We start from the raw sequence: 22,777 nt of genomic DNA on the forward strand, positions 1-22,777 counted from the left end.
TCATTCCGCCACATGGGCCATGCAACCTAGTTGAATCCCGCAATGGGTTCCCTTTTTACCGGAGTGATAGATCCCGTTTGGCAACGGGCGATGAGCCAACGTTGTCCTTATGCAAGCGGTTTGTGGATCGTCGGGGGTTCAAGGAACGCGACCGAATGACCTAGCCCACGGGACGTCGTCAGTTGCCTCGTCCCGCAACTTCGACCGAGTGGAGTTCGACCAAATGGCGACTTTTAGCCAACTATCCGGTACGCAGCAGCAAGGCGAATTGATCGTCTCCGTCGGCGCCGTCGGCAATAGTGACTGGCGAACGAGTCTCATGCTCGAGAGTGAAGTCAATGGTCGCTTCAGAGCTGAAGCGAAGGAGGCGCTGAAGCCGCGCAAGCAAATAAAATGACCCGTTCTAGAAGAAACACGGTCACAGACAACTCGCCATAGAGTTTCAATCGTGCCTGTGGAATTTCGCGAGCTGCGCTGGGCGATCGCCGCGTCCCAGCACCGAAGCCTCCGCCAAGCGGCAGAGACGCTCAGGGTCAAGCAGTCGACGCTGAGTCGTTGCCTGCGCAATCTCGAACACAAGGTCGGCAGCACGCTGTTCGAGCGTACCAATGGCGGCACGCGACCAACCATCCAAGGTCTGGAATTCCTCGATGCCGCCGGGCGCATCGTGGGTGAGACGGAAGCCATAACGGCGCGCCTTAAGACCCACGCGAGTGGCGAGAGCGGCCGATTGATCATCGGCATCCATGCTTCCCTCTCGGCCGGCAATCTCCGGGCCACCCTCCTGGAGCACCGGCATCGCTTCCCCGATGTTGATCCACATCTGGTCGACGGAACGAGAGACCAACTGATCTCCGATCTCGTCAATTCCGCCATTGATATCGCGTTCGTGGCCGAGCCCAATCCGAGATGGAGCGACAAGACATTATTGGTTTGGAGCGAACGTGTCGTCGTCGCTCTTCCCGAACAGCACCCGCTGACAGCCCGCAACCTGGTTCATTGGGGCGAACTGCGGCAGGAAACGCTATTGTTGTCACAGCACGGCCCTGGCCCAGAATTCCACAAACTGCTCATCAACAAGTTGGGGGCTTCCGATCCGTGCCCTGTGCTTCGTCATGATGTGTCGCTCGATCGGCTCCTCACCCTGGTCGGCGCCGGCTGGGGGATGCTGCTGGCCTTGGAAGGTGCGACCGGCGCGACCTATCCGGGTGTCACCTTCCGCGAGGTGCACGACACCGAGGGACCGACGCGGCTGAGCTTCCGCGCTTACTGGCGTCAAGCCAACGGCAATCCATCGCTGCGTCCGTTCCTCGACCTGCTTCGCGAGCGTTATCCGGATCTTTCCGCTGACCCAGGTAGGGGCTGAGCCGCATTGCGCCGTACCTTTGCAAACGCTCGGTCGGATGCCATAAAATGCTCGATCATCGGCGCGATCAATTTTGCGGGCTCGGTCGGCGTCGTCGTGCCTGAGCTGCGCGTCAAAATCTCGGTATTGCGCGAGTTTCTCAGTGTGGCGGCTAGGCTGAAACGGCGAACGAAGACGTTGCCTCCATCATTATCGGTTGACGGACCGACATAGCCGCGGTGTCGCATAGAATGGCGCCGCAGCTTGCTGTCATACCTCGCAGTCTCGGCAGGCTGAACCTTGGCTGTCGCCGAAGCTGGCAACGGCTCGATCGTGCGTTGGGTCGGCATTCTCGGGCCTATTCTAGGAAATCCGGATGAGGGATTCACGTGGTCACGGATCGCGCGTTCCCTCTACTGCGGGCTTCCAGCGCCATCGCATGATCAGCGTCGGCCCGGGGGCACTTAGTTGCTCGGCTGGCATGCGATTGTTGAGCATCAACGACCTGCTGGAACAGTTCGATCTGTTCTCTTGGGTGTCGCCGGGTCCGCCTCGAACGCCTGCTTCCCCTTTGCCGCCCATAGCTCGCGCGCCCGTTCGCCCCGATCGCTTTGGAGTTTGTCGGCCATCCAGATGAGCGCGCCATAGATCATGGCGCGATCGTCGCCGGTCAGGTCCACAATACCGGCTTTGACGACGAGACCACCCAGCTCGATCAAGTGTCGCGTACGCTTGCGGCGCTCGACCTGCCAGGTGCGCATATCATGCCGTGCCCGTGCCGCCTGAAGCCGGTTGTGCGCCGCGCAGTTGCGTTGGAGCGCCGCCAGTGCCGTGGTCAGGCGCAGATGCAGTTCGCCGCGACCGGCCCTGAAAGAACGCGGCCCCACGCTTCGCCCATGCCTCCCGTTTTGCGGCGTCCTTCGTCTCGGCCAATACTATCAGCGCGCCGGCCAGTTCATCGGCGCCGAGGCCATCTGCCCCGGTGGCGATGACCAGTTCGCCGAGCTGTTGCACCTTGCGGCCCTTGAGGTCGCGCGCCTTATCTTCGAGCGCCTTCAGTTCGGCATCAAAGTCACGTGGCTTACGCATGGTCGTCTCCGTCAGTGGTGATGGAGAAATGATAGTCTAGCGCTGCGTCGAACGCCGCAATGTTGTCGAGACTGCCTGAGACGGGGTAGTCCCGCCCGAGAATTTTTCGAGGGAGGGCGCGCTTATACGTCGTTCCGACGTGCGCTTCGCTGTGCCACTGATCCGATCGCGATGGCGATCTATCATCTTCACGTCAAGGTCATTGGACGCAAGTCTGGCTCCAGCGCGGTGGCGTCGGCCGCCTACCGCTCGGGCTCGCGGCTGCGCGATGAGCGGCTTGATCGCAGCCACGATTTCTCCGGCAAGCGCGGCGTCGTCCATTCCGAAGTGATGTTGCCAGAGAATGCGCCGGAGGCATGGAGCGACCGCGAACGACTTTGGAACGATGTTGAGACGTTCGAGGTCCGCAAGGATGCCCAGCTTGCTCGCGAGGTCGAATTTGCCCTTCCCCGCGAGATGACACAGGCACAGGCCATCGAACTGGCCCGCGACTTCGTTCGGGGTGAATTCGTCGATCGGGGCATGATCGCCGATCTCAATGTGCATTGGGATATGGCCGAGGACGGCATGCCCAAACCTCACGCCCATGTCATGCTGACCATGCGCGCGGTGGACGAGAACGGTTTTGGCCAGAAGGTACGGGAGTGGAACCGCACCGAGGTGGTCGAGCGCTGGCGCGAACGCTGGGCGGAGATCGCCAATGAGCGGCTGGCCGAACTCGACATCGACGCGCGGATCGACCATCGCAGCCTCGAAGCACAGGGGCTCGCGCTTGAACCGCAAAGCCAGATCGGTGCGCCCGCCAAGCGTATTGAGAATCGGGGCATCGGGGGCGAAGCGACCGAGGCCGACCGCGCTGAGATGCACCGCGAGATCGCGCGCGGCAACGGCGAGCGGATTATCGCTGATCCTTCGGTCGCATTGGACGCCATCACGCATCAGCAATCGACCTTCACGCGGCGCGACATGGCGATGTTCGTGCACCGGCACAGCGACGGGATCGACCAGTTCAACGAGGTCATGGGCGCGATGCGTAGCGCGCCAAATCTGGTCGAACTCGGCAGGGACGCTCGGGGCGAGGATCGCTTCACCACCCGCGAGATGATTGAGGTTGAACAGCGCCTGCACCGTGCCGCTAAACTGATGGTGGAACGGGAACGCCATGAGGTGCGTAACGCGGACCGGGAAGCGGCGCTGGCGGTTGCGGAACGGCGCGGTCTTCTCCTGTCGGGCGAGCAGGTCGACGCGCTCGCGCATGTCACGGACGGGCACGATTTAGGTGTCGTAGTCGGCCATGCAGGGACCGGCAAGAGCGCGATGCTGGGCGTGGCGCGGGAGGCCTGGGAAGCGGCAGGCTATGAGGTCCGGGGCGTGGCGCTGTCCGGCATCGCGGCGGAAAATCTGGAAAGCGGATCGGGCATCGCGTCACGCACCATTGCCAGCATGGAGCATGGCTGGCAACAGGGCCGCGACCTACTCACGACCCGCGATGTGCTGGTGATCGACGAGGCGGGCATGGTGGGCACGCGCCAGTTGGAACGCGTGCTATCCCATGCTGCCGAATCCGGCGCAAAGGTCGTGCTGGTTGGCGATCCCCAGCAGTTGCAAGCAATAGAAGCAGGCGCGGCGTTCCGGTCGATCCATGAGCGTCACGGCGGGGTAGAAATCGGCGAGGTGCGCCGTCAGCGGGAGGACTGGCAGCGCGACGCCACGCGCGATCTGGCGACCGGCAGAACCGGCGATGCGCTTGAGGCCTACCGCTCCCGCGGCATGGTGCATGAAGCCCAAACCCGTGAGCAGGCGCGCGGCGATCTGATCGAACACTGGGATCGCGATCGGCAGGCAGCACCGGAGCGCAGCCGGATCATTCTCACCCACACCAACGACGAGGTCCGCGCTCTTAACGAGGGGGCGCGCGAGCGGATGCGGGCTGCTGGCGACCTGGGTGATGACGTGCGCCTGACGGTCGAACGCGGCGCGCGCCAGTTCGCCGACGGCGACCGCATCATGTTCCTGCAGAACGAGCGCGGGCTCGGCGTGAAGAACGGTACGCTCGGGACCGTCGAGCGGGTTAGCGCGCAATCCATGACCGTACAGACCGACGATGGCCGATCCGTGCAGTTCGACTTCAAGGACTACAACAAGATTGACCACGGCTATGCCGCGACCATCCACAAGGCGCAGGGCATGACGGTGGACCGCACCCATGTGCTGGCGACGCCGGGCATGGACGCCCATGGCAGCTATGTCGCTCTGTCGCGGCACCGCGACGGCATGGACCTGCATTATGGCCGCGACGATTTTGCCGGTCTGGACCGGCTCACCCGCACCCTGTCGCGCGATCGCGCGAAGGATATGGCCTCGGACTATGAGCGTGCCGATCCGGCCCAGTGCTACGCCGAGCGGCGTGGCATCACGTTCCGCGAGCGCGTTGCCGAAATCGTGCGCAAGGTCGTGCCGGAGAAGGTGCGCAACATGTTCGATGGCCTGCGCCCGTCTGCTGATGCCGTGCCTGGTTTGGACGACGCGCGGAGACCGGAACGGGAAGCGCCGGAAAGGGAAAGGAGCGATGCGGGGGCCGAGCGGCGCGAAACCGAAGCGCCGGAAAGGAAGGTGGCGGAAGATCCGGAAAAGGAATTGCGTCGGGTGCGCACACGGGCGCTGGTGCGCCATGCCCGCGCCGTGGATGCGATCTTCGAGGCGCAGGAAATGGGCGGCAAGGCAAGTCCCGAGCAGGTGAAAGAACTACAGGAGGCCCGCAAGGTCTTCGAGGACGTGCGGCCCCACGGCTCGCACGATGCCGAAGCCGCCTACAAGAAGAACCCGGAGCTCGCCAGCGAGGCAGCATCGGGCCGGATCAACCGCGCCATCCGCGCGCTCCAGCTCGAGACCGAACTGCGCATCAATCCGAGCCGCCGCGCCGACCGTTTCGTCGAACGCTGGCAGGAGCTCGGCCACACCAGCCAGCACCAGTATCAGGTTGGCGACATGTCCGGCTACAAATCCACGCGGGCCGCGATGGGCGATATGGCGAAAAGCCTCGAACGCGATCCGCAACTGGAATCCATCCTCGCAAACCGCAAGCGCGAACTTGGCATCAGCATCGATTTCGACTCAGGCCGCAGCCTCGGTCGAGAATTGGCCTTCATCCACGGCATCGACCTTGGCAGAGGGCGAGGCATCGGAATTTGACTATCCTATTTTTTTCCGCCGTCTGTGCGCCACGCTACGACGACGCGAAAAAGGATCTTGCGCGCGCGTCACGGTTTGCTCTTTCTGGATCAGGAGCGGTCAGAAACAGCCAGCAGGAGGCAGCGCGGCCATGCGAGAACCGGACCGTATCGTTCGCCTGAAGACCGTCCTTTCCCGGACCGGATTGTCCCGGTCCACCATCTACCGCAAGATCGCCGAGGGCACGTTCCCGGCTCAGCTCAAAATCAGCACCAACGGGACCGGCTGGCATGAATCCGACATCAACCGCTGGATCGCCGATCCCGTCTCGTGGCGTCCGAAACGCGAGTTCGATGAGGTCCGGTGAGGTCGGCGGTTGCCTCCCTTCGGCCATACCGTCCGGCGGCATGTCCTTTTGCTGCTGACGGCAGTGAACCGGACCGGCCTCAGGCCGTAAAGGCTGGCGCTGTCGCGCCCCCGCTTCGCGGCTTCGGCCTTGACGGCCTGACGCCGCCCCGGTTTGGGGCTCTCCAAGCAGTCAGCGCAGATTGGGGGCGCACAGCGCTCCCAATCCGGACCGATATGCCTATACCAACCGTGTGCTTGGCAACGGCTGCGACACCCGCGCCGTGGACCGCAAGGCTCGGGAAAGCCGCGTGCAGACCGGGCTGCGTGGGCGCATGATGCGCCGCCGACGCCATGCGCGCCTGTACGCAGGAAACCAATCGGCTCAACCGCCAGCGCCGAAGCTCGTCGGAATCCACCCCGCCGCGAGCTTGCCGAAGCCGCGAGAGCCAGCGCGGAGATCGTGCGCGTCCTCGAGCAAGGCGGTTGGCATCGCCCTGTCCGACCGGCTGACCGATCTCGAGGCCAAACAGGACAGTCTCACCGCCCGCTGAGGGGACGCCATGGCGTAGCACAGCGCAAACTTGGGCTGTTCATTTACGCCATGACGCGTGGCACAATGCGTACCATGCCTCACCCTCGCAAAGCCCATGACCAGGTTTCGACGAACAAGGCCGTGTCGAGTGTGGACAACGATAAGAGCACCGGAGTTGATCCGATAGATCCTTCGGCCCTCGGTTTTACGAAAGTAGCGTACGCGGTCGACGAGACACTTGAGTTGCTCAGTATCGGTCGCACTGCGCTGTACGCAGCGATCAAACGAGGTGACCTCAAACGCGTCAAATTCGGCAAGAAGACGTTGTTTTATGCTGCCGACCTTGCCGCGTTTCTGGCACGGCTCCGTCACCTGAGCGAATCGGATGAGAGCCGGCTTTATCGCGGGCCTCGCTAGAGCCCGCCGCGCCAGCGACAATCGACCGGCTCGTGCCGGAGTAACCTCAAAAACACTTTCCCGACCGATAGCGATCGAGCTACCTTCGTAGTTCGATCGGACGCGATGGGACGACCAGAGCGCGGCTGGCGAGTGCGTGTAGGGGGGCGGCGGCCCGATCTTCTTCCCCTTGGCAACTTCGTTGGTATCTTTGTTGGTACTCGCTGAATCAACATCTTGATAAGATCAAGAAATCCCTCAAGAAAAGCAGCTTCATATGACGGCTGCCGGGCCCACCAGCAAATCAATGCGTTTGGTCGCGCGGTCCAAACAAACCAAGACACGACTGCAGAAAATGCGAGGCGCGCTCGACTACTGAGCGCGCCAAGACGTCACTACTTTGGCGCGTCTGCCGTAGCTGCGAGGATCACTTTTGCAACTTCGGCTGGCTGTGAAATCTGTGGCGTGTGCCCGGCCGGCAAGCTCACAACATGAGCCGAGATCTTCTTGGCCATCGCCTTCTGCAGAGCCGGCTGAATCATGTGGTCCTGCTCGCTCACCACATACCACGAAGGTTTCGCCTTCCAGGCAGCTGCGGTAACCTTCTCCTCGAAGTTCTTTCCGCGCACCGGGCCTTGTGTGGCGGCCATCAGCCGGGTTTGATCAGCCGGAACGTCTTGGGCGAGGTGTTTCGCCACTCCCTCAAGGCTGAGCGTCAGGAACCCCTCCTTGTCCGCGAGAATGTGCTCGAAGCCGGACGGTGTCGGGTAGTCTTTCGACACGTCCGCTACTGACTGCCCTTCGGACGGAGCGAACGCAGCGACGTAGACAAGCGATTTGACGCGCTCGTGCTGACCAGCCTCCGTGATGACGACGCCACCCCACGAGTGTCCCACCAGAACGACGGGTCCGGTCTGCTTGTCGAGCATGCGCCGCGTGGTCGCAACATCGTCGGCCAGGGAGGTCAGCGGGTTCTGCACGGACACGACCGTCAGCCCTTTTTCTTGAAGCAAGGGAATGACCTTGTTCCACGCCGAACCGTCGGCAAACGCGCCGTGGACAAGCACCACCGTGGGCTTCTGCGCATCGGGGATTTCAGAGGAAGCTCCCGTAGAAGCTAGAGCCGCGCCGCCCATAGCGGCAGCAAAGACGGCTCTCTGTGTAAATGATCGCATTGGACTTTCTTCCGGGTGTGAGCTGGCCGAGGCCAGCGGAGGGCATAGTGCCGGTTGCAACGTCATCACCGTAGGATATAAAACAAAGCGAGATAAATTGGCGAAACTATAGATACAACAAACGGTTTGTTTCAAATGGATCGATTGGCATGCATGCGAGCTTTTGTAAGCGCGGTCGAACTCGGCTCCATTTCTGCTGCCGCTGCGGAACTTGACTTGTCCTCGCAGCTGGCGGGCAAGCAAATACGGGTCCTAGAGCACGGCCTGGGAATCAAGCTGCTGAACCGCACGACCCGTCGGCAGAGTCTGACCGATGGCGGTCGCGTGTTCTACGAGCGGGCGAAGAACATCTTGGCGGAAATGGAGGCGGCCGAAGCGCTGATCGCCGAAACCCGCTCGACACCACGCGGACGACTTCGAATCAGCGCGCCCATTACTTTCGGAAGTCACGCGCTGGCACCTGAAATCCCGGCATACCTGAAGCAACATCCGGAGGTGTCCGTGGACGTCAGTCTTACCAATCGGACCGTCGATCTGGTGGACGAGGGCTTCGATGTCGTTTTCCGCACCGGACCACTTTCAGACAGCACATTGCTGGCGCGACATCTGGCCTCGCTTCGAATGGTTCTTTGCGCGGCACCAGACTATCTCAAATCAGCGAAAAAACTGCGCAAACCAGAGGATCTGCAACACCACGAATGCCTCGTATTTTCGCACACGTCGCTTCGCACGCAGTGGTCGTTCGAGGGACCGCACGGTCGGGAGACCGTCCCGATCACGGGCAGATTCTCCACCGATAGCGGCGAAGCGCTTCGTGCAGCTGCCGTGGCAGGTATGGGTGTGCTTCTGCAGCCGCACGAACTCGTGGCCGAAGAGATCAAGGCGGGGCGCCTCGTAAGGCTCTTGCCAAAATACGAGCCCCCTGCCCGTCCGTTGCACGCGATGTATGCCCCCGATAGACGAATGACACCGAAGCTGCGTAGCTTCCTGGACTATGCAGTTCAGAGGTTCGGCGTGAAGCAGCAGAGTGCTGATGCGTAAGCATCGCGATTACGATGACAGCGGACTCAACGACTCCGCCGCTTTCGCAGGCTCGAAGGCTCACGAATGAAGCGCACCCTACTTTCCAGCCCCTCGCGCAGGCCCCTCAATCCTCGACCCGGTACAGCCGCCATCGCTCCGGCACGCCTTTGAGCTGGTGAACGCCGTGATCCCTGAAGCGAATTTGGGACTGCGACACGAGCAGGTCCTTGACCGCGCTCGAGACCAGGACTTCGCCGGCGCGCGCTTTCGCGGCGACGCGCGTGCCGATGTGAAAGGCGAGACCGACCATCTCGCCCCCGCTCACCGTGTACTCGCCCACATGCAGCCCTACCCTGATCTCGAGCCCGAGCGTGCGCACGGCCTTTTGGATCGCGGTCGCGCAACTGATACCGGCAGCCGGCGCCTTGAACGTCGCCAGCACGCCGTCCCCCGTCGTCACGACTTCCTTTCCGCGCGAGGTCTTCAGCTCCTTGCGCACGGCTGCGTAATAGTGGCCCATCACCTTCGTCCAACGCGCATCGCCGAGCTTCGCGGCCTTTTCGGTGGAGCGGACGATATCGACGATCAGGATCGTGGCGAGTGCCTGCTTGAGCGCGGTAGTGCGCTCGGCAGATCGGCGCCGGAGCGCAATAGGTCCGGTCAGCGGCTGATAGCGATGGTTGCGGCGCCGCGCGATTGCGGCTTTTGCATAGTCCTGGGCACGCTGCGCCGTACCGCAACGAACTGTTTTCTCCCGCGGCGGAAGCGCCCAGTAAACCTTCCGCCCATCTCCGGCGCCATGGACCTCCACGGCGCCCCACTTCAGGAAGACCGCCGAGCCAACGCGCCGAACACACCACGCCTTCGACGTGTATCCGGAAACGTTCGACTGATGGAGACCGATGCGAAGGAATTTTGGCATGAACGTGCGGCCGATTGAATGACCGTATGGGCCTACCTGGGGCAAAGCGTAGTCATACATTCCCGCGTTGGCAACAGCACTCCTGATCAACGATTTGGCCAACGGCTCTCGCGTCATCCAATTGACACGGGCCTCGCTTGTCGGCACGGTTTGTGTCCACGAACATGCGGGAACCGATTTGCAGCCCCGAGGGGCGTCCTGCGACGCTGCGGTTTGCGCATCGGCGCAACTGCTGAAGTTGACAGATGGCTCCATCGAGAACGGATATCGGCCGGCTTGATCTGCGAATGGAGCGTGATCCGTTGCACGCCGCCGCTCATCCGCCGGCGGAGGATCACGTTCACCCGGCCCGCGAGGCCTCCGCCGCGTCATCCACCCACTTCGGTTCCGGGGGAGACGAGCCGGACGACATGACCGCCTTTGCCAAATGGGTGGCGCGAGGACGCAGCATCTGGCGCAGGCATCTCCAGCGCGATCAGGCCCCGGAGGCAACCGGGCGGCCGAGAGGAAACGTCGAGCGCTGGTTGCTCGCATTGCTGAGCGTCGTCGTCATCGTGAGCTGCGCTTGCGTGACCATCGTCTTCACCCAGGTCAGGTCGCTCAAGGCGGAGATCACAACGCTGCAACGCGAGATCATCGCGCTCAAGCTGCACGTCGCCAGGCTCGATCAGATCGCAAGCGTCAACGAGGCACGCGACAGGCCAAGCAGCGAAACGCCCAAGCCGCCGGCGGAGCCTCGTCCTGACCAGGGCCCGCTCATCCTGTCGCGCGAAGAGATTCAGCTGATCAGAGACTTCATCAAGCCTGCCCCAATTACGGGTTCCACGACCGAGCCGATCAAGGTCGGCGATCCCGTCGCGGGAGACACCATTCCCTTCCCTTCTCCAATCACGGAGAAGGTGCGGAGACTGCTTGGCGCGAGATTTACCATCCGCAACGGCATCATCGTGATTACCCGGAACGGTAGCCGCCAGGCTGACGCCGTCATCGGGCCCAATTGACGAGATGCGGCCAACACCGCTCCGCCAACATCAACCGGCCTATTTTACGGGTATCCTGATTTCGCCCAGCCCCTCGATTCCTCCCGTCATCACCTGGCCCCGCTGCACGGGACCGACGCCTTCCGGCGTGCCCGTCATGATGATGTCGCCGGGCTTGAGCGTCATCGACTGCGAGCAGATCGAGATGATGTCCGGCACGGGCCAGATCAGCTTTGAGATGTCGGAGTCCTGCTTGAGCGCGCCGTCGACGGCGAGCCAGATGCGCCCGGCGTTTGGATGGCCGACCTCCGAGATTGGTCGCAGCGGGGCAATCGGCGCCGAGAGGTCGAAACCCTTGCCCCAGTCCCAGGGACGGCCCTGCTCGCGGGCCTGAAGCTGCAGATCGCGGCGCGTCAGATCGATGCCGACGCCGTAGCCCCAGACATGATCGAGCGCGCGCGCGACGGGAATGTCCGTCCCGCCCTGCCCGATCGCGACGATCAGTTCGATTTCGTAATGGAAGTTGGTGGTCTGCGGCGGATAGGGAACCGTCGTCCCGTCATCCACGACCGTGTCCGCGGGCTTCATGAAGAAGAACGGCGGCTCGCGATCGGGATCGCGCCCCATCTCGCGCGCATGCGCCGCGTAGTTGCGGCCGACGCAGATGATCCGGCGCAGCGGAAAGCGCGCCGCCACATTGTGAACCGCGACCGAGGCGTGCGGCGGCGGCGGCAGAACGAAATCGGAGTGAGTGTTGGCGTTAGGCATTGCCGCGGTCCTCTCGGAAAAGATGCAGGGCTTCCTGAATGGGTCGATCGGAATAGGAGAAGATCACGGCGTCGCCGTCGATCGCCTCGTGACGCACACGATGCCAGGAGGGGACGACGAAGATGTCGCGCTTGCCCCACGCGACGACGATGTCCTCGCCGGATCGCGACGAGATGACACTGCGGCCCCTGCCCTCGATCGGCACGAACACGGTCGCGTCGGTCGAGCGGTAAGCCGCCGTTGCAAATCCCTTCGGCAGGAGCTGGATGAAGGTCGCCATGGTGGCCATGGCGTGATTGCCCGTGATCGGGTTGGTGTAGCGCATCTTGAGACCGTGACACGCGTCCCAGGCGGCCGCGCGTCGCAGGCTTTCGAGCGCCTCGCGCGTTCGTGCATAGGGATAGTTGAACACCGGCGAGGTGCCGCCGCCGCCCCTGTGATCGACGGGAAGCAGGTTGTGGCCATAGCGGGCGTCGCTGTCGCCGACGGGACGGGTGATCGGCTGCTCGTCGACGTCGAGATGCTCGGCGAAGGATGCATCCAGCATCTGAATGACGGGAATATCGAGACCGTCCAGCCAGAACACCGGATCGGGGCTGGGGTTGCCGTGATCGTGCCAGGCCCAGGGCGGCGTGATGATGAAATCGCCCTCGTGCATGATGGTACGTTCGCCGTTCACCGCCGTGTAGGCGCCCTCGCCTTCGAGGATGAACCGCAGCGCGGATTGAGTATGGCGGTGGGCCGGCGCAACCTCACCCGGCATGACAAGCTGCACGCCGGCATAGAGATCCGTCGTGATTTTCGACTGGCCGCGAAGACCGGGATTTTCGAGGACCAGGACCCTCCGCTCCGCCTCCTTGGCGGTGATGAGACTTCCGGCTTCGAGCATGTACGCGCGGATCTCATCAAAGCGCCAGGATGCGGGGCGACACGCGCTTCTCGGTTCGGGCGTCACGAGATCGGCCAGCGACAGCCACAGGGCGGTCAGGTTCTGCTTGTCGATCTTGTCATAGAATGCCCGACGTTCCGGCGTATCGGCGGTCGGGGCCATGATCGTATCGTGGGACATCGTTCGTCTCGCTGTGATTAGTGATGAAGCGCTGCGGCCGGCACGATCGCAACCGCCGGCTCCCGTCGGCGAAGCGCGATCACCGCCAATCCCGCCAGCACGGCCGGCACTGCGGCCGCCAGAACGACGGACTGCGCATTCCATCCGAAGCCGAGCAGAACACCGCCTGCGACCGGGCCGATGATCGAGCCGATGCGGCCCACGCCCAGTGCCCAGCCGACACCGGTGGATCGGATCTCAGTCGGATAGAGGCCGGCCGCAAGCGCGTTCATGCCGATCTGCGCCCCCACCACGCCGAACCCGGCGAGGAATGTCGAGGTCATCAGCGTCCAGACGTTGGCCGATCCAAATGCGATCCCCGCGATGAAGAGGGCCGAAGCGGAATAGGCACCGCCGAGCACCAGATACGGATCGAGCCGGTCGACGAAGCGGCCGAGAACGATTGCGCCGACGACCCCTCCGGCGTTCAACACCGCCGTCGAGAGGATCGCGATGTTGAGCGGCAGGCCGCTCGCCTTGAGCAGCGAGGGCATCCAGTTCACCAGGAAGTACATGACGAGCAGGTTCATGAAGAACGCGATCCAGAGCAGCACCGTCATGGATGCGCGGCCTTCGCCGAGAAGCTTCGTCACCGGAAAGCCGGATGCTTTCGAACCATGCATGACATAGCGGCTCGCCGCCGAAGGCGAGATGGCCGGATCGAGCCTGACGAGCAAGCTTGCGATCTGCTCGTCTGCAACGTCGCGCGTCATCAGATAGCGGATCGATTCGGGCAACCAGACGAGCAGCACGATCAGGGTGACAAGAGGAAGCACGCCGCCCACGACAAAGACCGCTTGCCAGCCGAGCGCACCGATCAGAGGCGCGCTGATCACGCCGCCGATCGTCGATCCCAGCGGAAAGCCGCAGAACATGATGGCGATGAGCAGCGCGCGCATCCGCTTCGGCGCGTATTCGCTGGTCAGCGCGATGATGTTGGGCATCGCACCGCCGAGGCCAAGGCCCGTCAGGAAGCGGTAGACCAGCAGCTCGTTCAGCGTGGTCGCGCGCGCCGTGCCGAGCGCGAAGATGCCGAACAGCAGCACCGAGAGCAGGATCACGGATTTCCGACCGAAACGATCCGCCGCCGGGCTCAGCACGAAAGCACCGACCGTGAGGCCGGCCAGGCCCGCACCGAAGATCGGACCGAAGCCGGCCATGGCGATCCCCCATTGCTCGGCGATGACGGGCGCGACATAGGCGATCGCCTGCGTATCGAAACCGTCGAGCAGCGCGATCCACGCGCAGAGAACGAGGATCAGAAGCTGGAGGCGTCCGAACCGCGCCTCTTCGATGACCTCGGTAACGTCTATGATATTCGCAGCAGACATCACGAACTCCAGTGAGCTTGTGTTTCTAAGCCAGTGACAGTTCAGTAAGCTTTTAGAGACGGCGGGGCTGCTCGTTCAGGCCACCAACGGGGCGCTGCGCAGCTTCTGCCGATCGATCTTGCCCGTTCCCGTCTTCGGCAGATCGGACCAGTATTCGATCAGGCGTGGATATTTGTAGGGGAGCAGCTTCGACTTGACGTGATCCTGCAGCTCACGCGTCAACGACTCGCTCGCCGCATGACCGTCGCGAAGGATCACGAATGCTTTCGTGGTCATGCGGCGATCGGGAAGCTCGAGGCCAAGGACCGCGCATTCGCGGACGGCGGGATGATCCGACAGGCAGAGCTCGATCTCGACCGGGTAGATCCACTGGCCGCTCACCTTGATGAGATCGTCCACGCGACCGACGAAGGTGAAGAAGCCATCGGCATCCTCGACGAGCCTGTCGCCGGTCCAGATCCACCCCTCCTCGCGCATGGTCTGCTCGGTCTTGTCGGGCCTGTTCCAGTAGCAAGGCGCGTTGGAGTGACCGCGGACCCACATCACGCCTTCTTCGCCCTGCGCGACGGCCTCCCCTTCGGGCGTGGTCAGTCGGATCTCGTATCCCGGAACGCGCTTGCCGGCCGTCCCGGTCTTCTTCTGCTCGTGCGTGTTCGAGAGATAGATGTGCAGAACCTCGGTCGATCCGAGCCCTTCGACGATCTCGAGCCCGAAGCGTCGCCTCCAATCGTTGAAGATATCCTGCGACAGCACTTCGGCGGCCGACAGGCAGAGGCGCACGCTCGACAGGTCGGCCGTGTCGATGCGAGGATGATTCAGCAACGCGTTGTAGAGCGTCGGCAGGCCGAAGAAGAGGGTCGGCTTGAACCGGTCGATCATGTCCAGAACAGCAGCCGGCTCGGGCCGCCCGGCGAGCAGGACCGTGCTGGCGCCGACCGAGAACGGGAACGTGATCGAATTGCCGAAGCCGTAGGCGAAGAAGATCTTCGGCACGGAGAAACAGATGTCGGTCTCTTCGATTCCCAGGATGTGACGGCCGAAGCTGTCGGCCGTGTAGGCCATGTCGTGCTGGAGATGCACGATGCCCTTCGGCCGGCCGGTGCTGCCCGAGCTGTACATCCAGAACGCCATGTCGTCGCGGCGCGTGGGTGCAGCTTCCAGCTCTTCAGGAAACTGGGCGAACCATTGGTCGCCATTCAGAACCTTGATCGAGGACGCTTCGCACGCGGCATCGCCGTTGACGACGATCAGCGCGCGCAGCGACGTTCCCGCGATCGTCTCCTGGTCGAACAGGGGAGCATACTCGGCGTCGACGACCGCGACCGGCGCGGCCGAATCCTGAAGGTAGAAGCCGATGAGGTCCTTGGGCGACAACGTGTTGATCAGCATCGGCACGAAGCCGGCGCGGATCGCACCAAAGAACACCGCGGGATAGGACGCCGTGTCGTTCAGCAGGAGGAGCACGCGGTCACCGGCGACAAGCCCGAGCGATTTGAGCGCGTTTCCGCATTTGGCGGCCTTGGCGCACAGCTCGCCATAGCTGGTGTTGCCGGTCGCGGCGTAGATCGCGATCTTGTCAGAACGCCCCGCCCTGAGATTGTCGAACAGGATTTCGCTGGCGTTGTAGCGCTCGGCGATTTCGAAGCCGATCTCCTGCGCGCAGGGCGCATCGTCGGGCACATGGTCCACGATCGTGTGGCCGGTTCCGTCCGTCATGGGAACGCTCCTCATCATCACGATGCGTTGGCGATCAATGAACTGGCGTCGTAGCGCGCCATGAAGCCCGGCGACATCGAGCGGAGCTGATTGTCGTCGATCCGCCCCGAACGCGTGATGTAGCTGTAGCCGAAGTCCAGCGGAGCCAGCTTCATGTGCTCGGCAAAACGCTCGTACCAGGCCGCGCTCGTCCTTGCGGCTTTGACCAGTTTCTCCACCACCGGGCGGCGCGCGGCCTCGTAGTCTTCCAGCGCACGACGGAGACTGTGCGGCTCACTGTCCAGCGAATTGACAAGGGCGATGACGTCCTCGAGCGCGAGGCGCGTGCCGGATCCGATCGAGAAATGCGCGGTGTGGAGCGCGTCACCGACGAGAACCATGTTGCGGTGCGACCAGCGATCGTTCCACAGCCAGGGAAAATTCCGCCAGACCGATTTGTTGTTGACGAGAGGATGCCCTTCGAGCGTGTCGGCGAACACCTTCTCGCAAAGGGCCCTGCTCTCTTCCTCGGTCTTCTCCGCAAAGCCGGCGCGCAGCCAGGTTGCACGGTCGCACTCCACGATGAACGTGCTCATCGTCGGCGAGTAGCGGTAGTGATGGGCGTTGAAGCTGCCGAATTCCGTTTCGACGAAGGTCTGGGTCAGCGTCTCGAAGCGCTTGGTGGTGCCGTACCAGGCGAACTTATTGTCGTCATAAGAAAGAGACGTCTTGAAGTCGCCCTCAAAGCTCCTTCGCACCAGCGAGTTCACGCCGTCGGCGGCAACGATCAGATCGTATCCCGCGAGCTCATCGATCGAGCGCACAAGGTGGCCGAAGTGCAGATTTGCGCCGGCGGATCGTGCGCGCTCGGTCAATTGCGTGATGAAATCGAGCCGTCCGACCGCGGAGAAGCCGACGCCGTCGAGCGCGACGTGCTCGCCGCGGTGAACGAGCGTGATGTCGCGCCACGTCTCCATGCGCGCCGAAACGGCCTCGGCCGTTTCCGGATCATCGGCGCGAAGGAAGTCGAGCGCCTTGTCGGAGAAGACGACGCCAAATCCCCAGGTCGCGCCTTCCGGATTCTGCTCGAAGACGTCGACTTGGTCGTCGGGATGCCGACGTTTCCACAAATAGGCGAAGTAAAGCCCCGCAGGACCGCCCCCCATCACAGCAATGCGACTGAGCCGCATGACTTTCCCTTCCCTGTTGCTTTGCTTGCCGCTTTCTTATTGCGTATTATGCAATCGATTTCTCAATATGCAATATATTTTTGCGTAGTGAGGAAACACTTTTCTTATAGGGAATGCGCCTGACGAAGCTAAGCTTCGGCCCGGCGTCGTGCGGCAGGAGGGTTTTCGGATGTTTGAGACCGCTTTCACGATCGAATGGGGCGATTGCGACGAAGCCGGAATCGTCTTTTATCCCAACTACTTCTATTGGTTTGACTGCAGCTATCAGCGCTGGCTGCGGAGATGCGGATTGAGCCAGCGGGAACTCAGGCGCCGCTTCAAGAGCGTCACGCCGCTGGTCAATGTCGGCGCCCAGTTTGTGGGGCCTGCCCGCTACGACGACGAGCTGGTGATCCGCGCAGAAGTGGCCGAGTGGCACGAGCGGCGGTTTCGAATCGACTACAAGCTGTTGGTCGGTAACGTGCAGATTGCGAGCGGCTTCGAACAGCGCGCATGGGCCTCCGTCACGGACACAGGCGAGCTCCGCGGCGCCAGCGTGCCGCAGGAGTTCAAGGACATGTTGAAATGAAACGGACACGCCCGAAAGATACTGACGAAGAGAGCGGCGGGACGGCCCCCGGTGGCATCCAGGCTCTCGACGCTGCGCTTTCGGTCCTGCGAGTCCTGCGATCCTTTGACGGGCCGGCGACGCTGTCGGATATCGCGCGCGAAGCCGGCATGCCACCGAGCAAGGTGCATCGCTACCTGGCGAGCTTCATTCATGCGGGCCTTGCCGTACAGAAGGAGCGCTCCGGCCGGTACGACCTCGGCCGCGAAGCTGCAGAATTGGGTGTTGCGGCCATCAGCCGGAACAACTTCGTCGTCCGCGCCTCCGACGAGCTCGAGGAATTGGCCGCGACGACGGGCCAAGCCGCACTGCTGGCCGTCTGGAGCCACAATGGCCCGACCGTGGTCCGAATGGAGAGAGGTCCCCATCTGACGACCACGTCGATCGGTCTTGGCAGCACGTTTCCCTTGCTGGACTCCGCGACCGGACGCGTCTTCCTGTCCTATCTGCCGTCCCCACAACTGACCGCACGGCTGCAAAGCGAACTCGAGCGCGCCGCTTCTGCCGGCGTGAGCTGGCCGGATCTCAATCCCAACCCGGCAAGCGTCGAGGCATTGACGACGAAAATCCGGCGCGAGCGCATCGCCTATGTCGACGGACGCTTCATTCCGGGCTTGAGCGCGATCTCGTCCGCGATCACGAACTGGCAGGGCGAGATCGAAGTCGCTGTGACCTTGTTCGGCACGCACAAAGACTTGCTGCAGCCGGATAGTCCCGCGCGAGGCGCCTTGATCGATTTTGCCGCCCGTCATTCGATCGTCCCGCCAGCCCAACTCGCCGCTCCGTCACCCTAGATCATCAAACACGCGACGAAGATTGCCCTTGTGGCTGGCGAGAAGGTTCGCCGCTTCCGTCTTGTCGTATCCGAGCACGACGAGGGCGGCCAACTTGATGTCGCCGCCGGTCGCTTCCAAGGCAGAGGCAGCTTGCGCTTCGCTGCAACCGGCAATGCGGGCAACCATCGCCTCGGCGCGACGCTTCAGCTTCGCGTTCGTGGGCTGCATGTTGACCATCATGCCGCGGTAGACGCGGCCAAGGCGCAGCATGATGCCGGTCGAGATCAGGTTGAGGACGATCTTCTGGGCGGTGCCGGCCTTCATCCGCGTCGAGCCGGCGATGAGCTCCGGCCCGGTCTCGACGAGGACCGGATATTTCGCTGCAGCCAGCAGTGGGGCCTGGCGGTTATTGGCAATGCCGACGGTCACGGCCTGGTACCGGCCGGCCTGGCGCAATGCAGCCACGGTGAATGGGGTCGTACCGCTCGCGGCAATCGCGATGACCACGTCGTGCGATGACAGCCTTGCGGCTTCGATCTGGGCGATCGCGTCGTCGACGTCGTCTTCCGCGCCTTCCACGCTGGTGACGAACGCGCTCTCTCCGCCGGCGATGATGAAGTGGACCCGCTGTTGGGGCCATGCGAAGGTGGGCGTCAGCTCGGCGCCGTCCTGGATGGCCACCCTGCCCGAGGTTCCTGCGCCGACATAGACCAGCCGCCCGTCATCTCCGAGCGCATCCGCCGCCGCATCCGTCGCCGCGGCGAGCGCAGGAAGACACTGGCCGACGGCTGCGACCGCTGCGAGCTGACCTTCCCACATCGCCTCCAAGGCCGCGATCCCTGACCACGCGTCCAAATCCGTGAAGCGGGGATCGACGGCTTCAGTTGCGTTGGCGCGATCCATACGTTTCATGAGCTTATACCACCGTAGCGCGACGACTCTGAGTTGCCAGCGGCCGGCTTGGCGCGGGCCAAAGGCATGTCGCCGTTCGTCGCATCCTTGGGAATGCCAGCGCGACCGGTGGACTAACTTGGATCCCGGCACATCGGTTCCCCTCCGGTGGGAGCCAATGGTGGCGCTGGCGGTCCGGTCCCGCTCCCAACCAATATCTCAAAAACGCGGAAAATTGAGTCGCGAACGCATCAAAAAAATGCCGTGCCTGACGGCACGGCCAGTTTCAGGGAGCAAACCGGCGCGATGGATAGCCCGCTAGCGGGGCCGGCATTCCATCGCGGCGGAGTTCGGGATCGCTCAGTGGTCCATCTCAGGCGGGGCTCACCATTTGAGGGCTGCGGTGCGGACCGGATGGTCCCACAGCGCCGTCGTCTCGGCATCGAGCAGGCTCAACGTGAGCGAGCAGCCAGCCATGTCGAGCGAGGTGACGTAGCTGCCGACCAGCGAGCGGGTGATGCGCAGGCCGCGCTTCTCGAGCAGCTTTCGCGCGGCGTGGTACATCAGATAGAGCTCGATCGTAGGCGTACCGCCGAAGCCGTTGACGAGCAGGAGCGCTTCTGTGCCCGCGCGCGCGTCGAGATCCTCCGCGATGGCCGTCGCCATCTCGAAGGCGATGGCATCGGCCCGCTCCAGCTTGACGCGGCGGCGCCCGGGTTCGCCGTGAATGCCGACGCCCATCTCCATCTCGTCCTCGGCGAGTGCGAAGGTCGGCCCGCCCGCGGCCGGGACCGTGCAGCTCGTCAGCGCCACGCCCATCGAGCGCGTCTGCGCATTGACACGCTCGCCGAGCGCAACGCAACCGGCCAGATCAAGGCCCTTCTCGGCCGCCGCGCCGACGATCTTCTCGACGATCAGTGTCCCGGCGACGCCACGGCGACCGATGCTGTGGGTGGAGTTCTCGACGGCGACATCGTCATCCGTCACGATGGTCGCAATGCGGCCTTCGGCGATCTCCGCCGCCATCTCGAAATTCATGCGGTCGCCAGCATAGTTCTTCACGATGAACAGCACGCCGGCCTCGCTGGCGACGGCTTGGGCGGCCTCGACGATCTGGTCCGGCGTCGGCGACGTGAAGACCTGCCCCGGACAGGCGGCGTCGAGCATGCCGTAACCGACGAAGCCGGCATGCAGCGGCTCGTGCCCGCTGCCGCCGCCCGAGACCAGCGCAACTTTTTTCGGGTTGAGCTCGCGGCGGCGCACGAATTTGCGTTCCGATCCCAGCGTGACGAGATCGGCATGCGCGGCGGCAAACCCGTCCAGGCTCTCGGCCAGGACGTCGTCGACGGAATTGATGAACTTCTTCATACGACCCTCCCCATCACTGATGCCTCATTCTTTTTCCTGCATGATGGCAATCAGCCGGCGCGCGAACTCCTGCAACAGCGCGTCGAGCTGAGCATTCCGCTTGCCGCTGCCGAGATCGGGCAGATGCAGCGTCAAGGTCCGCTCGTGCGGTCCCTCGGTCAGCCGACTGATCCTGCGCGGGTGCGCGCGCGCATAGGCGCGCAGAAAGGCTGCCTTCGCCTGCGGTGGGAAGTGGCAGACGTCGAAGATCGTGTTGAGATGCTGCACCGGGATCGGCACCGGATAGGCCGGATTGGAGATCTGGCTGACGAAGCTCCGGTTCTTTCCCATGGCATGGGCGAGCCGCAGCCGCATTCCCGAGGGGCGCTTGTCCAGGACCTCCTTGAAAATGCGCTTGTAGACGGCAACGGCGCCGGCTTCCGCCGGCTCATCGGCAACGGCATCAGTCAAGTTTTCCACCTCCGCTGCCCAGACGATCGATCGTTTGCTTGATCTGCGCAAGCGCCGAGACATTCACGGACAGCTCCCGAAGCCCGCAATCGAGCAGCGCTGGAATGCAGCGCGGGTCGCTCGCCATGTCGCCGCACAAGCTCACCGGGCTTCCGGCGCGCCGGCCGTGCTCGGCAGTCCGCGTGATCAGCTCGAGAACAGCGGGATGCAAGGGATCCATCAGGGACGCGAGAGCTCCGTTCGAGCGGTCGCAGGCAAGGACGTATTGCGCGAGATCGTTCGAGCCGATCGAGAAGAACGCACTCTTGAAGCTGGCGATCGAAAGCGCCGCCGCGGGCACCTCGACCATGATTCCGAGTTCGGGAAGCATCGCGGCCGCGCCCTTCGCCTGCAAGCCCTGCACGATGTCGGCAAACAGTTTTCGTGCCGCCTCGACCTCGTCGGCCGAGGTGACCATCGGAAACATGACCTTGAGATTTCCGCGCACTGCCGCACGCGCAAGCGCGCGAAGCTGAACCGCAAAGATCTCGGGCCGCGCGAGACAAAGACGAAGGCCGCGAACGCCGAGGAAGGGGTTTGGCTCGGCGTCTGGCGTGAAGCCCGGCACCGGCTTGTCGCCGCCCGCATCAAAGGTGCGGATCGTCACCGGACGCCGCTCGGCCCAGCGCAAGACCTGGTCGTAAACCTGAAACTGCGTCTCCTCGTCAGGCAGGCCGCGCTCCGACAGCAGAAACTCGGTACGCATCAGGCCGACGCCGTCGGCATATTGCGCGTCCGGATAATCGAGATCCTCGACGCGCTGGATGTTGACGAGGAGCTTGATCCGTTCGCCGCGCCAGGACGCCGCCGGCCGCCGCAGGATCGCCCGGGCGGAGGCCCTGCTCTTGCGGTGGATCTCCCGCCGCTTCTCGAACAGGCCGATCTGCTCGATGCTGGGATCGAGCTCGAGGGTTGCGCCCTCGCCATCGAGCAGCGCCGTGGCCCCTGCCGCCGGCACCGTGCCGAGCTGCACCACCATCGGGATGCCGCGGGCGCGCGCCAGCATCGCAACATGGCTCGTCGGACTTCCGCGCAGCAGTGCCAGGCCGCCGCCGTCGGACCAGTCGATTTCCAGGAAGCGCGAGGGCGGCAGATCGTCCGCGCAGACGACCGCACCGCTCGGAATTCTCAGCGCATGGCCTTCGCCGCCGCGCAAGATGTTCAACACGCGATCGCGAAGGTCCGCGAGATCCGAGCTGCGCGCCTTCAAATATTCGTCCGGGGCCGAATTATAATCCGCGATCTGCTCGTCGAGCGCCGCGCACCAGGCGGCGTCCGCGGGCTCGCCCTCGCCAATCGCTGCCAGGATCCCGCTGACCAGATCCTCGTCCTCCAGCAGCGCAACCTGGAATTCCAGGATTTGCGCCGCTTCGCCGCCGGCGATCGCAGCCAGCTCGGCGATCTGCCGGCTCGCGGTGTCGATCGCACTGCGCAGCGCAAGCGCTTCATCGACCAGGGTGCCGGCGACCCGTTCGCCGTTCGCTCCCGCATCGACCCGGACGAACGGCCCCTGGGCAAATCCGATCGAGGCGGTTCTGCCGCGGTAGGCCAGTCCTGAAGCGCTGTCTCGCAT

General features: G+C 63.4%; 23 protein-coding genes. 9 read left to right on the forward strand and 14 right to left on the reverse strand.

The window, feature by feature from the left end; translation table 11 throughout:
* Window positions 1–223: 223 nt before the first annotated feature.
* Window positions 224–397 (forward strand): hypothetical protein, encoded by a 174-nt coding sequence (locus NLM33_RS18245; RefSeq protein ID WP_254097460.1) that lies wholly within the window; start codon window positions 224–226, stop codon window positions 395–397.
* Window positions 398–448: 51 nt separating this feature from the next.
* Entirely contained in the window at window positions 449–1,366 is a 918-nt protein-coding gene (locus tag NLM33_RS18250) for a LysR family transcriptional regulator (RefSeq protein WP_254097461.1), read from the forward strand.
* Here NLM33_RS18250 and NLM33_RS18255 read toward each other — a convergent pair.
* The 3 genes from NLM33_RS18255 to NLM33_RS18265 form a co-directional block, all read right to left on the reverse strand.
* Window positions 1,330–1,695 carry a DUF2274 domain-containing protein gene (locus NLM33_RS18255; protein WP_371929966.1) on the reverse strand — a complete coding sequence of 122 codons (366 nt, stop codon included), beginning with the start codon at window positions 1,693–1,695 and terminating at the stop codon, window positions 1,330–1,332. The genes NLM33_RS18250 and NLM33_RS18255 overlap by 37 nt on opposite strands.
* 147 nt (window positions 1,696–1,842) lie before the next feature.
* Window positions 1,843–2,106, reverse strand: a complete 264-nt coding sequence (locus NLM33_RS18260; RefSeq protein WP_254097463.1) for a conjugal transfer protein TraD — start codon at window positions 2,104–2,106, stop codon at window positions 1,843–1,845.
* 1 nt (window position 2,107) lies between these two features.
* On the reverse strand, window positions 2,108–2,434 hold the full coding sequence (locus NLM33_RS18265) for a conjugal transfer protein TraD (RefSeq protein ID WP_254097464.1): 327 nt from the start codon (window positions 2,432–2,434) through the stop codon (window positions 2,108–2,110).
* A gap of 171 nt (window positions 2,435–2,605) precedes the next feature.
* Between NLM33_RS18265 and traA the strand changes: the two genes are divergently transcribed.
* The 3 genes from traA (at window position 2,606) to NLM33_RS18280 (ending at window position 6,902) form a co-directional block, all read left to right on the forward strand.
* Complete coding sequence (gene traA / locus NLM33_RS18270) at window positions 2,606–5,626, forward strand: Ti-type conjugative transfer relaxase TraA (RefSeq protein WP_254097465.1); 3,021 nt, start codon at window positions 2,606–2,608, stop codon at window positions 5,624–5,626.
* 130 nt (window positions 5,627–5,756) lie between these two features.
* Window positions 5,757–5,972 (forward strand): AlpA family transcriptional regulator, encoded by a 216-nt coding sequence (locus NLM33_RS18275; RefSeq protein WP_254097466.1) that lies wholly within the window; start codon window positions 5,757–5,759, stop codon window positions 5,970–5,972.
* A gap of 597 nt (window positions 5,973–6,569) precedes the next feature.
* Window positions 6,570–6,902, forward strand: a complete 333-nt coding sequence (locus NLM33_RS18280) for a helix-turn-helix domain-containing protein (protein ID WP_254097467.1) — start codon at window positions 6,570–6,572, stop codon at window positions 6,900–6,902.
* Between the two features lie 374 nt (window positions 6,903–7,276).
* On the opposite strand, the gene NLM33_RS18285 is transcribed toward NLM33_RS18280, so the two are convergent.
* Window positions 7,277–8,056 carry an alpha/beta fold hydrolase gene (locus tag NLM33_RS18285; protein ID WP_254097468.1) on the reverse strand — a complete coding sequence of 260 codons (780 nt, stop codon included), beginning with the start codon at window positions 8,054–8,056 and terminating at the stop codon, window positions 7,277–7,279.
* A 135-nt stretch (window positions 8,057–8,191) separates the two neighbouring features.
* Between NLM33_RS18285 and NLM33_RS18290 the strand changes: the two genes are divergently transcribed.
* Window positions 8,192–9,097 (forward strand): LysR substrate-binding domain-containing protein, encoded by a 906-nt coding sequence (locus NLM33_RS18290; RefSeq protein WP_254097469.1) that lies wholly within the window; start codon window positions 8,192–8,194, stop codon window positions 9,095–9,097.
* Between the two features lie 106 nt (window positions 9,098–9,203).
* On the opposite strand, the gene NLM33_RS18295 is transcribed toward NLM33_RS18290, so the two are convergent.
* The gene (locus tag NLM33_RS18295; protein WP_254097470.1) at window positions 9,204–10,001 is read right to left on the reverse strand and encodes an adenylate/guanylate cyclase domain-containing protein; all 798 of its coding nucleotides are present in this window, start codon (window positions 9,999–10,001) and stop codon (window positions 9,204–9,206) included.
* A gap of 245 nt (window positions 10,002–10,246) precedes the next feature.
* On the opposite strand from NLM33_RS18295, the gene NLM33_RS18300 reads away from it, so the two are divergent.
* Window positions 10,247–11,002, forward strand: a complete 756-nt coding sequence (locus NLM33_RS18300; protein ID WP_254097471.1) for a hypothetical protein — start codon at window positions 10,247–10,249, stop codon at window positions 11,000–11,002.
* A gap of 39 nt (window positions 11,003–11,041) precedes the next feature.
* Here NLM33_RS18300 and NLM33_RS18305 read toward each other — a convergent pair whose 3' ends face one another.
* The 5 genes from NLM33_RS18305 to NLM33_RS18325 all read right to left on the reverse strand — a co-directional run bounded on the left by NLM33_RS18305 (window position 11,042) and on the right by NLM33_RS18325 (window position 17,073).
* A complete protein-coding gene (locus tag NLM33_RS18305) occupies window positions 11,042–11,749 on the reverse strand; it encodes a fumarylacetoacetate hydrolase family protein (protein ID WP_254097472.1) in 708 nt (235 codons plus the stop codon).
* On the reverse strand, window positions 11,742–12,818 hold the full coding sequence (gtdA, locus tag NLM33_RS18310; protein ID WP_254097473.1) for a gentisate 1,2-dioxygenase: 1,077 nt from the start codon (window positions 12,816–12,818) through the stop codon (window positions 11,742–11,744). The genes NLM33_RS18305 and gtdA overlap by 8 nt, the downstream gene beginning before the upstream one ends.
* A 17-nt stretch (window positions 12,819–12,835) precedes the next feature.
* Window positions 12,836–14,188 carry an MFS transporter gene (locus NLM33_RS18315; RefSeq protein WP_254097474.1) on the reverse strand — a complete coding sequence of 451 codons (1,353 nt, stop codon included), beginning with the start codon at window positions 14,186–14,188 and terminating at the stop codon, window positions 12,836–12,838.
* A gap of 75 nt (window positions 14,189–14,263) precedes the next feature.
* Window positions 14,264–15,904 carry a benzoate-CoA ligase family protein gene (locus tag NLM33_RS18320; protein ID WP_254097475.1) on the reverse strand — a complete coding sequence of 547 codons (1,641 nt, stop codon included), beginning with the start codon at window positions 15,902–15,904 and terminating at the stop codon, window positions 14,264–14,266.
* A 17-nt stretch (window positions 15,905–15,921) separates the two neighbouring features.
* The gene (locus tag NLM33_RS18325) at window positions 15,922–17,073 is read right to left on the reverse strand and encodes an FAD-dependent monooxygenase (RefSeq protein ID WP_254097476.1); all 1,152 of its coding nucleotides are present in this window, start codon (window positions 17,071–17,073) and stop codon (window positions 15,922–15,924) included.
* A 169-nt stretch (window positions 17,074–17,242) separates the two neighbouring features.
* On the opposite strand from NLM33_RS18325, the gene NLM33_RS18330 reads away from it, so the two are divergent.
* Complete coding sequence (locus NLM33_RS18330) at window positions 17,243–17,641, forward strand: thioesterase family protein (RefSeq protein ID WP_254097477.1); 399 nt, start codon at window positions 17,243–17,245, stop codon at window positions 17,639–17,641.
* Window positions 17,638–18,474 (forward strand): IclR family transcriptional regulator, encoded by an 837-nt coding sequence (locus NLM33_RS18335; protein ID WP_254097478.1) that lies wholly within the window; start codon window positions 17,638–17,640, stop codon window positions 18,472–18,474. Before NLM33_RS18330 ends, NLM33_RS18335 begins: the two co-directional genes overlap by 4 nt.
* On the opposite strand, the gene NLM33_RS18340 is transcribed toward NLM33_RS18335, so the two are convergent.
* From NLM33_RS18340 to ptsP, 4 genes are all read right to left on the reverse strand, one after another.
* The gene (locus tag NLM33_RS18340) at window positions 18,466–19,368 is read right to left on the reverse strand and encodes an N-acetylmuramic acid 6-phosphate etherase (protein ID WP_254097479.1); all 903 of its coding nucleotides are present in this window, start codon (window positions 19,366–19,368) and stop codon (window positions 18,466–18,468) included. The two genes, NLM33_RS18335 and NLM33_RS18340, sit on opposite strands and share 9 nt — an antisense overlap.
* A gap of 363 nt (window positions 19,369–19,731) precedes the next feature.
* A complete protein-coding gene (gene dhaK, locus NLM33_RS18345; RefSeq protein ID WP_254097480.1) occupies window positions 19,732–20,715 on the reverse strand; it encodes a dihydroxyacetone kinase subunit DhaK in 984 nt (327 codons plus the stop codon).
* 24 nt (window positions 20,716–20,739) lie between these two features.
* Window positions 20,740–21,165 (reverse strand): hypothetical protein, encoded by a 426-nt coding sequence (locus tag NLM33_RS18350; RefSeq protein WP_254097481.1) that lies wholly within the window; start codon window positions 21,163–21,165, stop codon window positions 20,740–20,742.
* Entirely contained in the window at window positions 21,158–22,777 is a 1,620-nt protein-coding gene (gene ptsP / locus NLM33_RS18355; RefSeq protein ID WP_254097482.1) for a phosphoenolpyruvate--protein phosphotransferase, read from the reverse strand. The genes NLM33_RS18350 and ptsP overlap by 8 nt, the downstream gene beginning before the upstream one ends.

The sequence above is a fragment of the Bradyrhizobium sp. CCGUVB1N3 genome (assembly GCF_024199925.1).
Lineage (GTDB): Bacteria > Pseudomonadota > Alphaproteobacteria > Rhizobiales > Xanthobacteraceae > Bradyrhizobium.

What these genes read in the sequence shown, in the direction of transcription:
- NLM33_RS18245 (WP_254097460.1), top strand. Translation starts at nt 224, where the DNA reads ATGGCGACTTTTAGCCAACTATCCGGTACGCAGCAGCAAGGCGAATTG.
- NLM33_RS18255 (WP_371929966.1), bottom strand. Translation starts at nt 1,695, where the DNA reads ATGCCGACCCAACGCACGATCGAGCCGTTGCCAGCTTCGGCGACAGCC.
- NLM33_RS18260 (WP_254097463.1), bottom strand. Translation starts at nt 2,106, where the DNA reads ATGCGCACCTGGCAGGTCGAGCGCCGCAAGCGTACGCGACACTTGATC.
- NLM33_RS18265 (WP_254097464.1), bottom strand. Translation starts at nt 2,434, where the DNA reads ATGCGTAAGCCACGTGACTTTGATGCCGAACTGAAGGCGCTCGAAGAT.
- traA (WP_254097465.1), top strand. Translation starts at nt 2,606, where the DNA reads ATGGCGATCTATCATCTTCACGTCAAGGTCATTGGACGCAAGTCTGGC.
- NLM33_RS18275 (WP_254097466.1), top strand. Translation starts at nt 5,757, where the DNA reads ATGCGAGAACCGGACCGTATCGTTCGCCTGAAGACCGTCCTTTCCCGG.
- NLM33_RS18280 (WP_254097467.1), top strand. Translation starts at nt 6,570, where the DNA reads ATGCGTACCATGCCTCACCCTCGCAAAGCCCATGACCAGGTTTCGACG.
- NLM33_RS18285 (WP_254097468.1), bottom strand. Translation starts at nt 8,056, where the DNA reads ATGCGATCATTTACACAGAGAGCCGTCTTTGCTGCCGCTATGGGCGGC.
- NLM33_RS18290 (WP_254097469.1), top strand. Translation starts at nt 8,192, where the DNA reads ATGGATCGATTGGCATGCATGCGAGCTTTTGTAAGCGCGGTCGAACTC.
- NLM33_RS18295 (WP_254097470.1), bottom strand. Translation starts at nt 10,001, where the DNA reads ATGCCAAAATTCCTTCGCATCGGTCTCCATCAGTCGAACGTTTCCGGA.
- NLM33_RS18300 (WP_254097471.1), top strand. Translation starts at nt 10,247, where the DNA reads ATGGCTCCATCGAGAACGGATATCGGCCGGCTTGATCTGCGAATGGAG.
- NLM33_RS18305 (WP_254097472.1), bottom strand. Translation starts at nt 11,749, where the DNA reads ATGCCTAACGCCAACACTCACTCCGATTTCGTTCTGCCGCCGCCGCCG.
- gtdA (WP_254097473.1), bottom strand. Translation starts at nt 12,818, where the DNA reads ATGTCCCACGATACGATCATGGCCCCGACCGCCGATACGCCGGAACGT.
- NLM33_RS18315 (WP_254097474.1), bottom strand. Translation starts at nt 14,188, where the DNA reads ATGTCTGCTGCGAATATCATAGACGTTACCGAGGTCATCGAAGAGGCG.
- NLM33_RS18320 (WP_254097475.1), bottom strand. Translation starts at nt 15,904, where the DNA reads ATGACGGACGGAACCGGCCACACGATCGTGGACCATGTGCCCGACGAT.
- NLM33_RS18325 (WP_254097476.1), bottom strand. Translation starts at nt 17,073, where the DNA reads ATGCGGCTCAGTCGCATTGCTGTGATGGGGGGCGGTCCTGCGGGGCTT.
- NLM33_RS18330 (WP_254097477.1), top strand. Translation starts at nt 17,243, where the DNA reads ATGTTTGAGACCGCTTTCACGATCGAATGGGGCGATTGCGACGAAGCC.
- NLM33_RS18335 (WP_254097478.1), top strand. Translation starts at nt 17,638, where the DNA reads ATGAAACGGACACGCCCGAAAGATACTGACGAAGAGAGCGGCGGGACG.
- NLM33_RS18340 (WP_254097479.1), bottom strand. Translation starts at nt 19,368, where the DNA reads ATGAAACGTATGGATCGCGCCAACGCAACTGAAGCCGTCGATCCCCGC.
- dhaK (WP_254097480.1), bottom strand. Translation starts at nt 20,715, where the DNA reads ATGAAGAAGTTCATCAATTCCGTCGACGACGTCCTGGCCGAGAGCCTG.
- ptsP (WP_254097482.1), bottom strand. Translation starts at nt 22,777, where the DNA reads ATGCGAGACAGCGCTTCAGGACTGGCCTACCGCGGCAGAACCGCCTCG.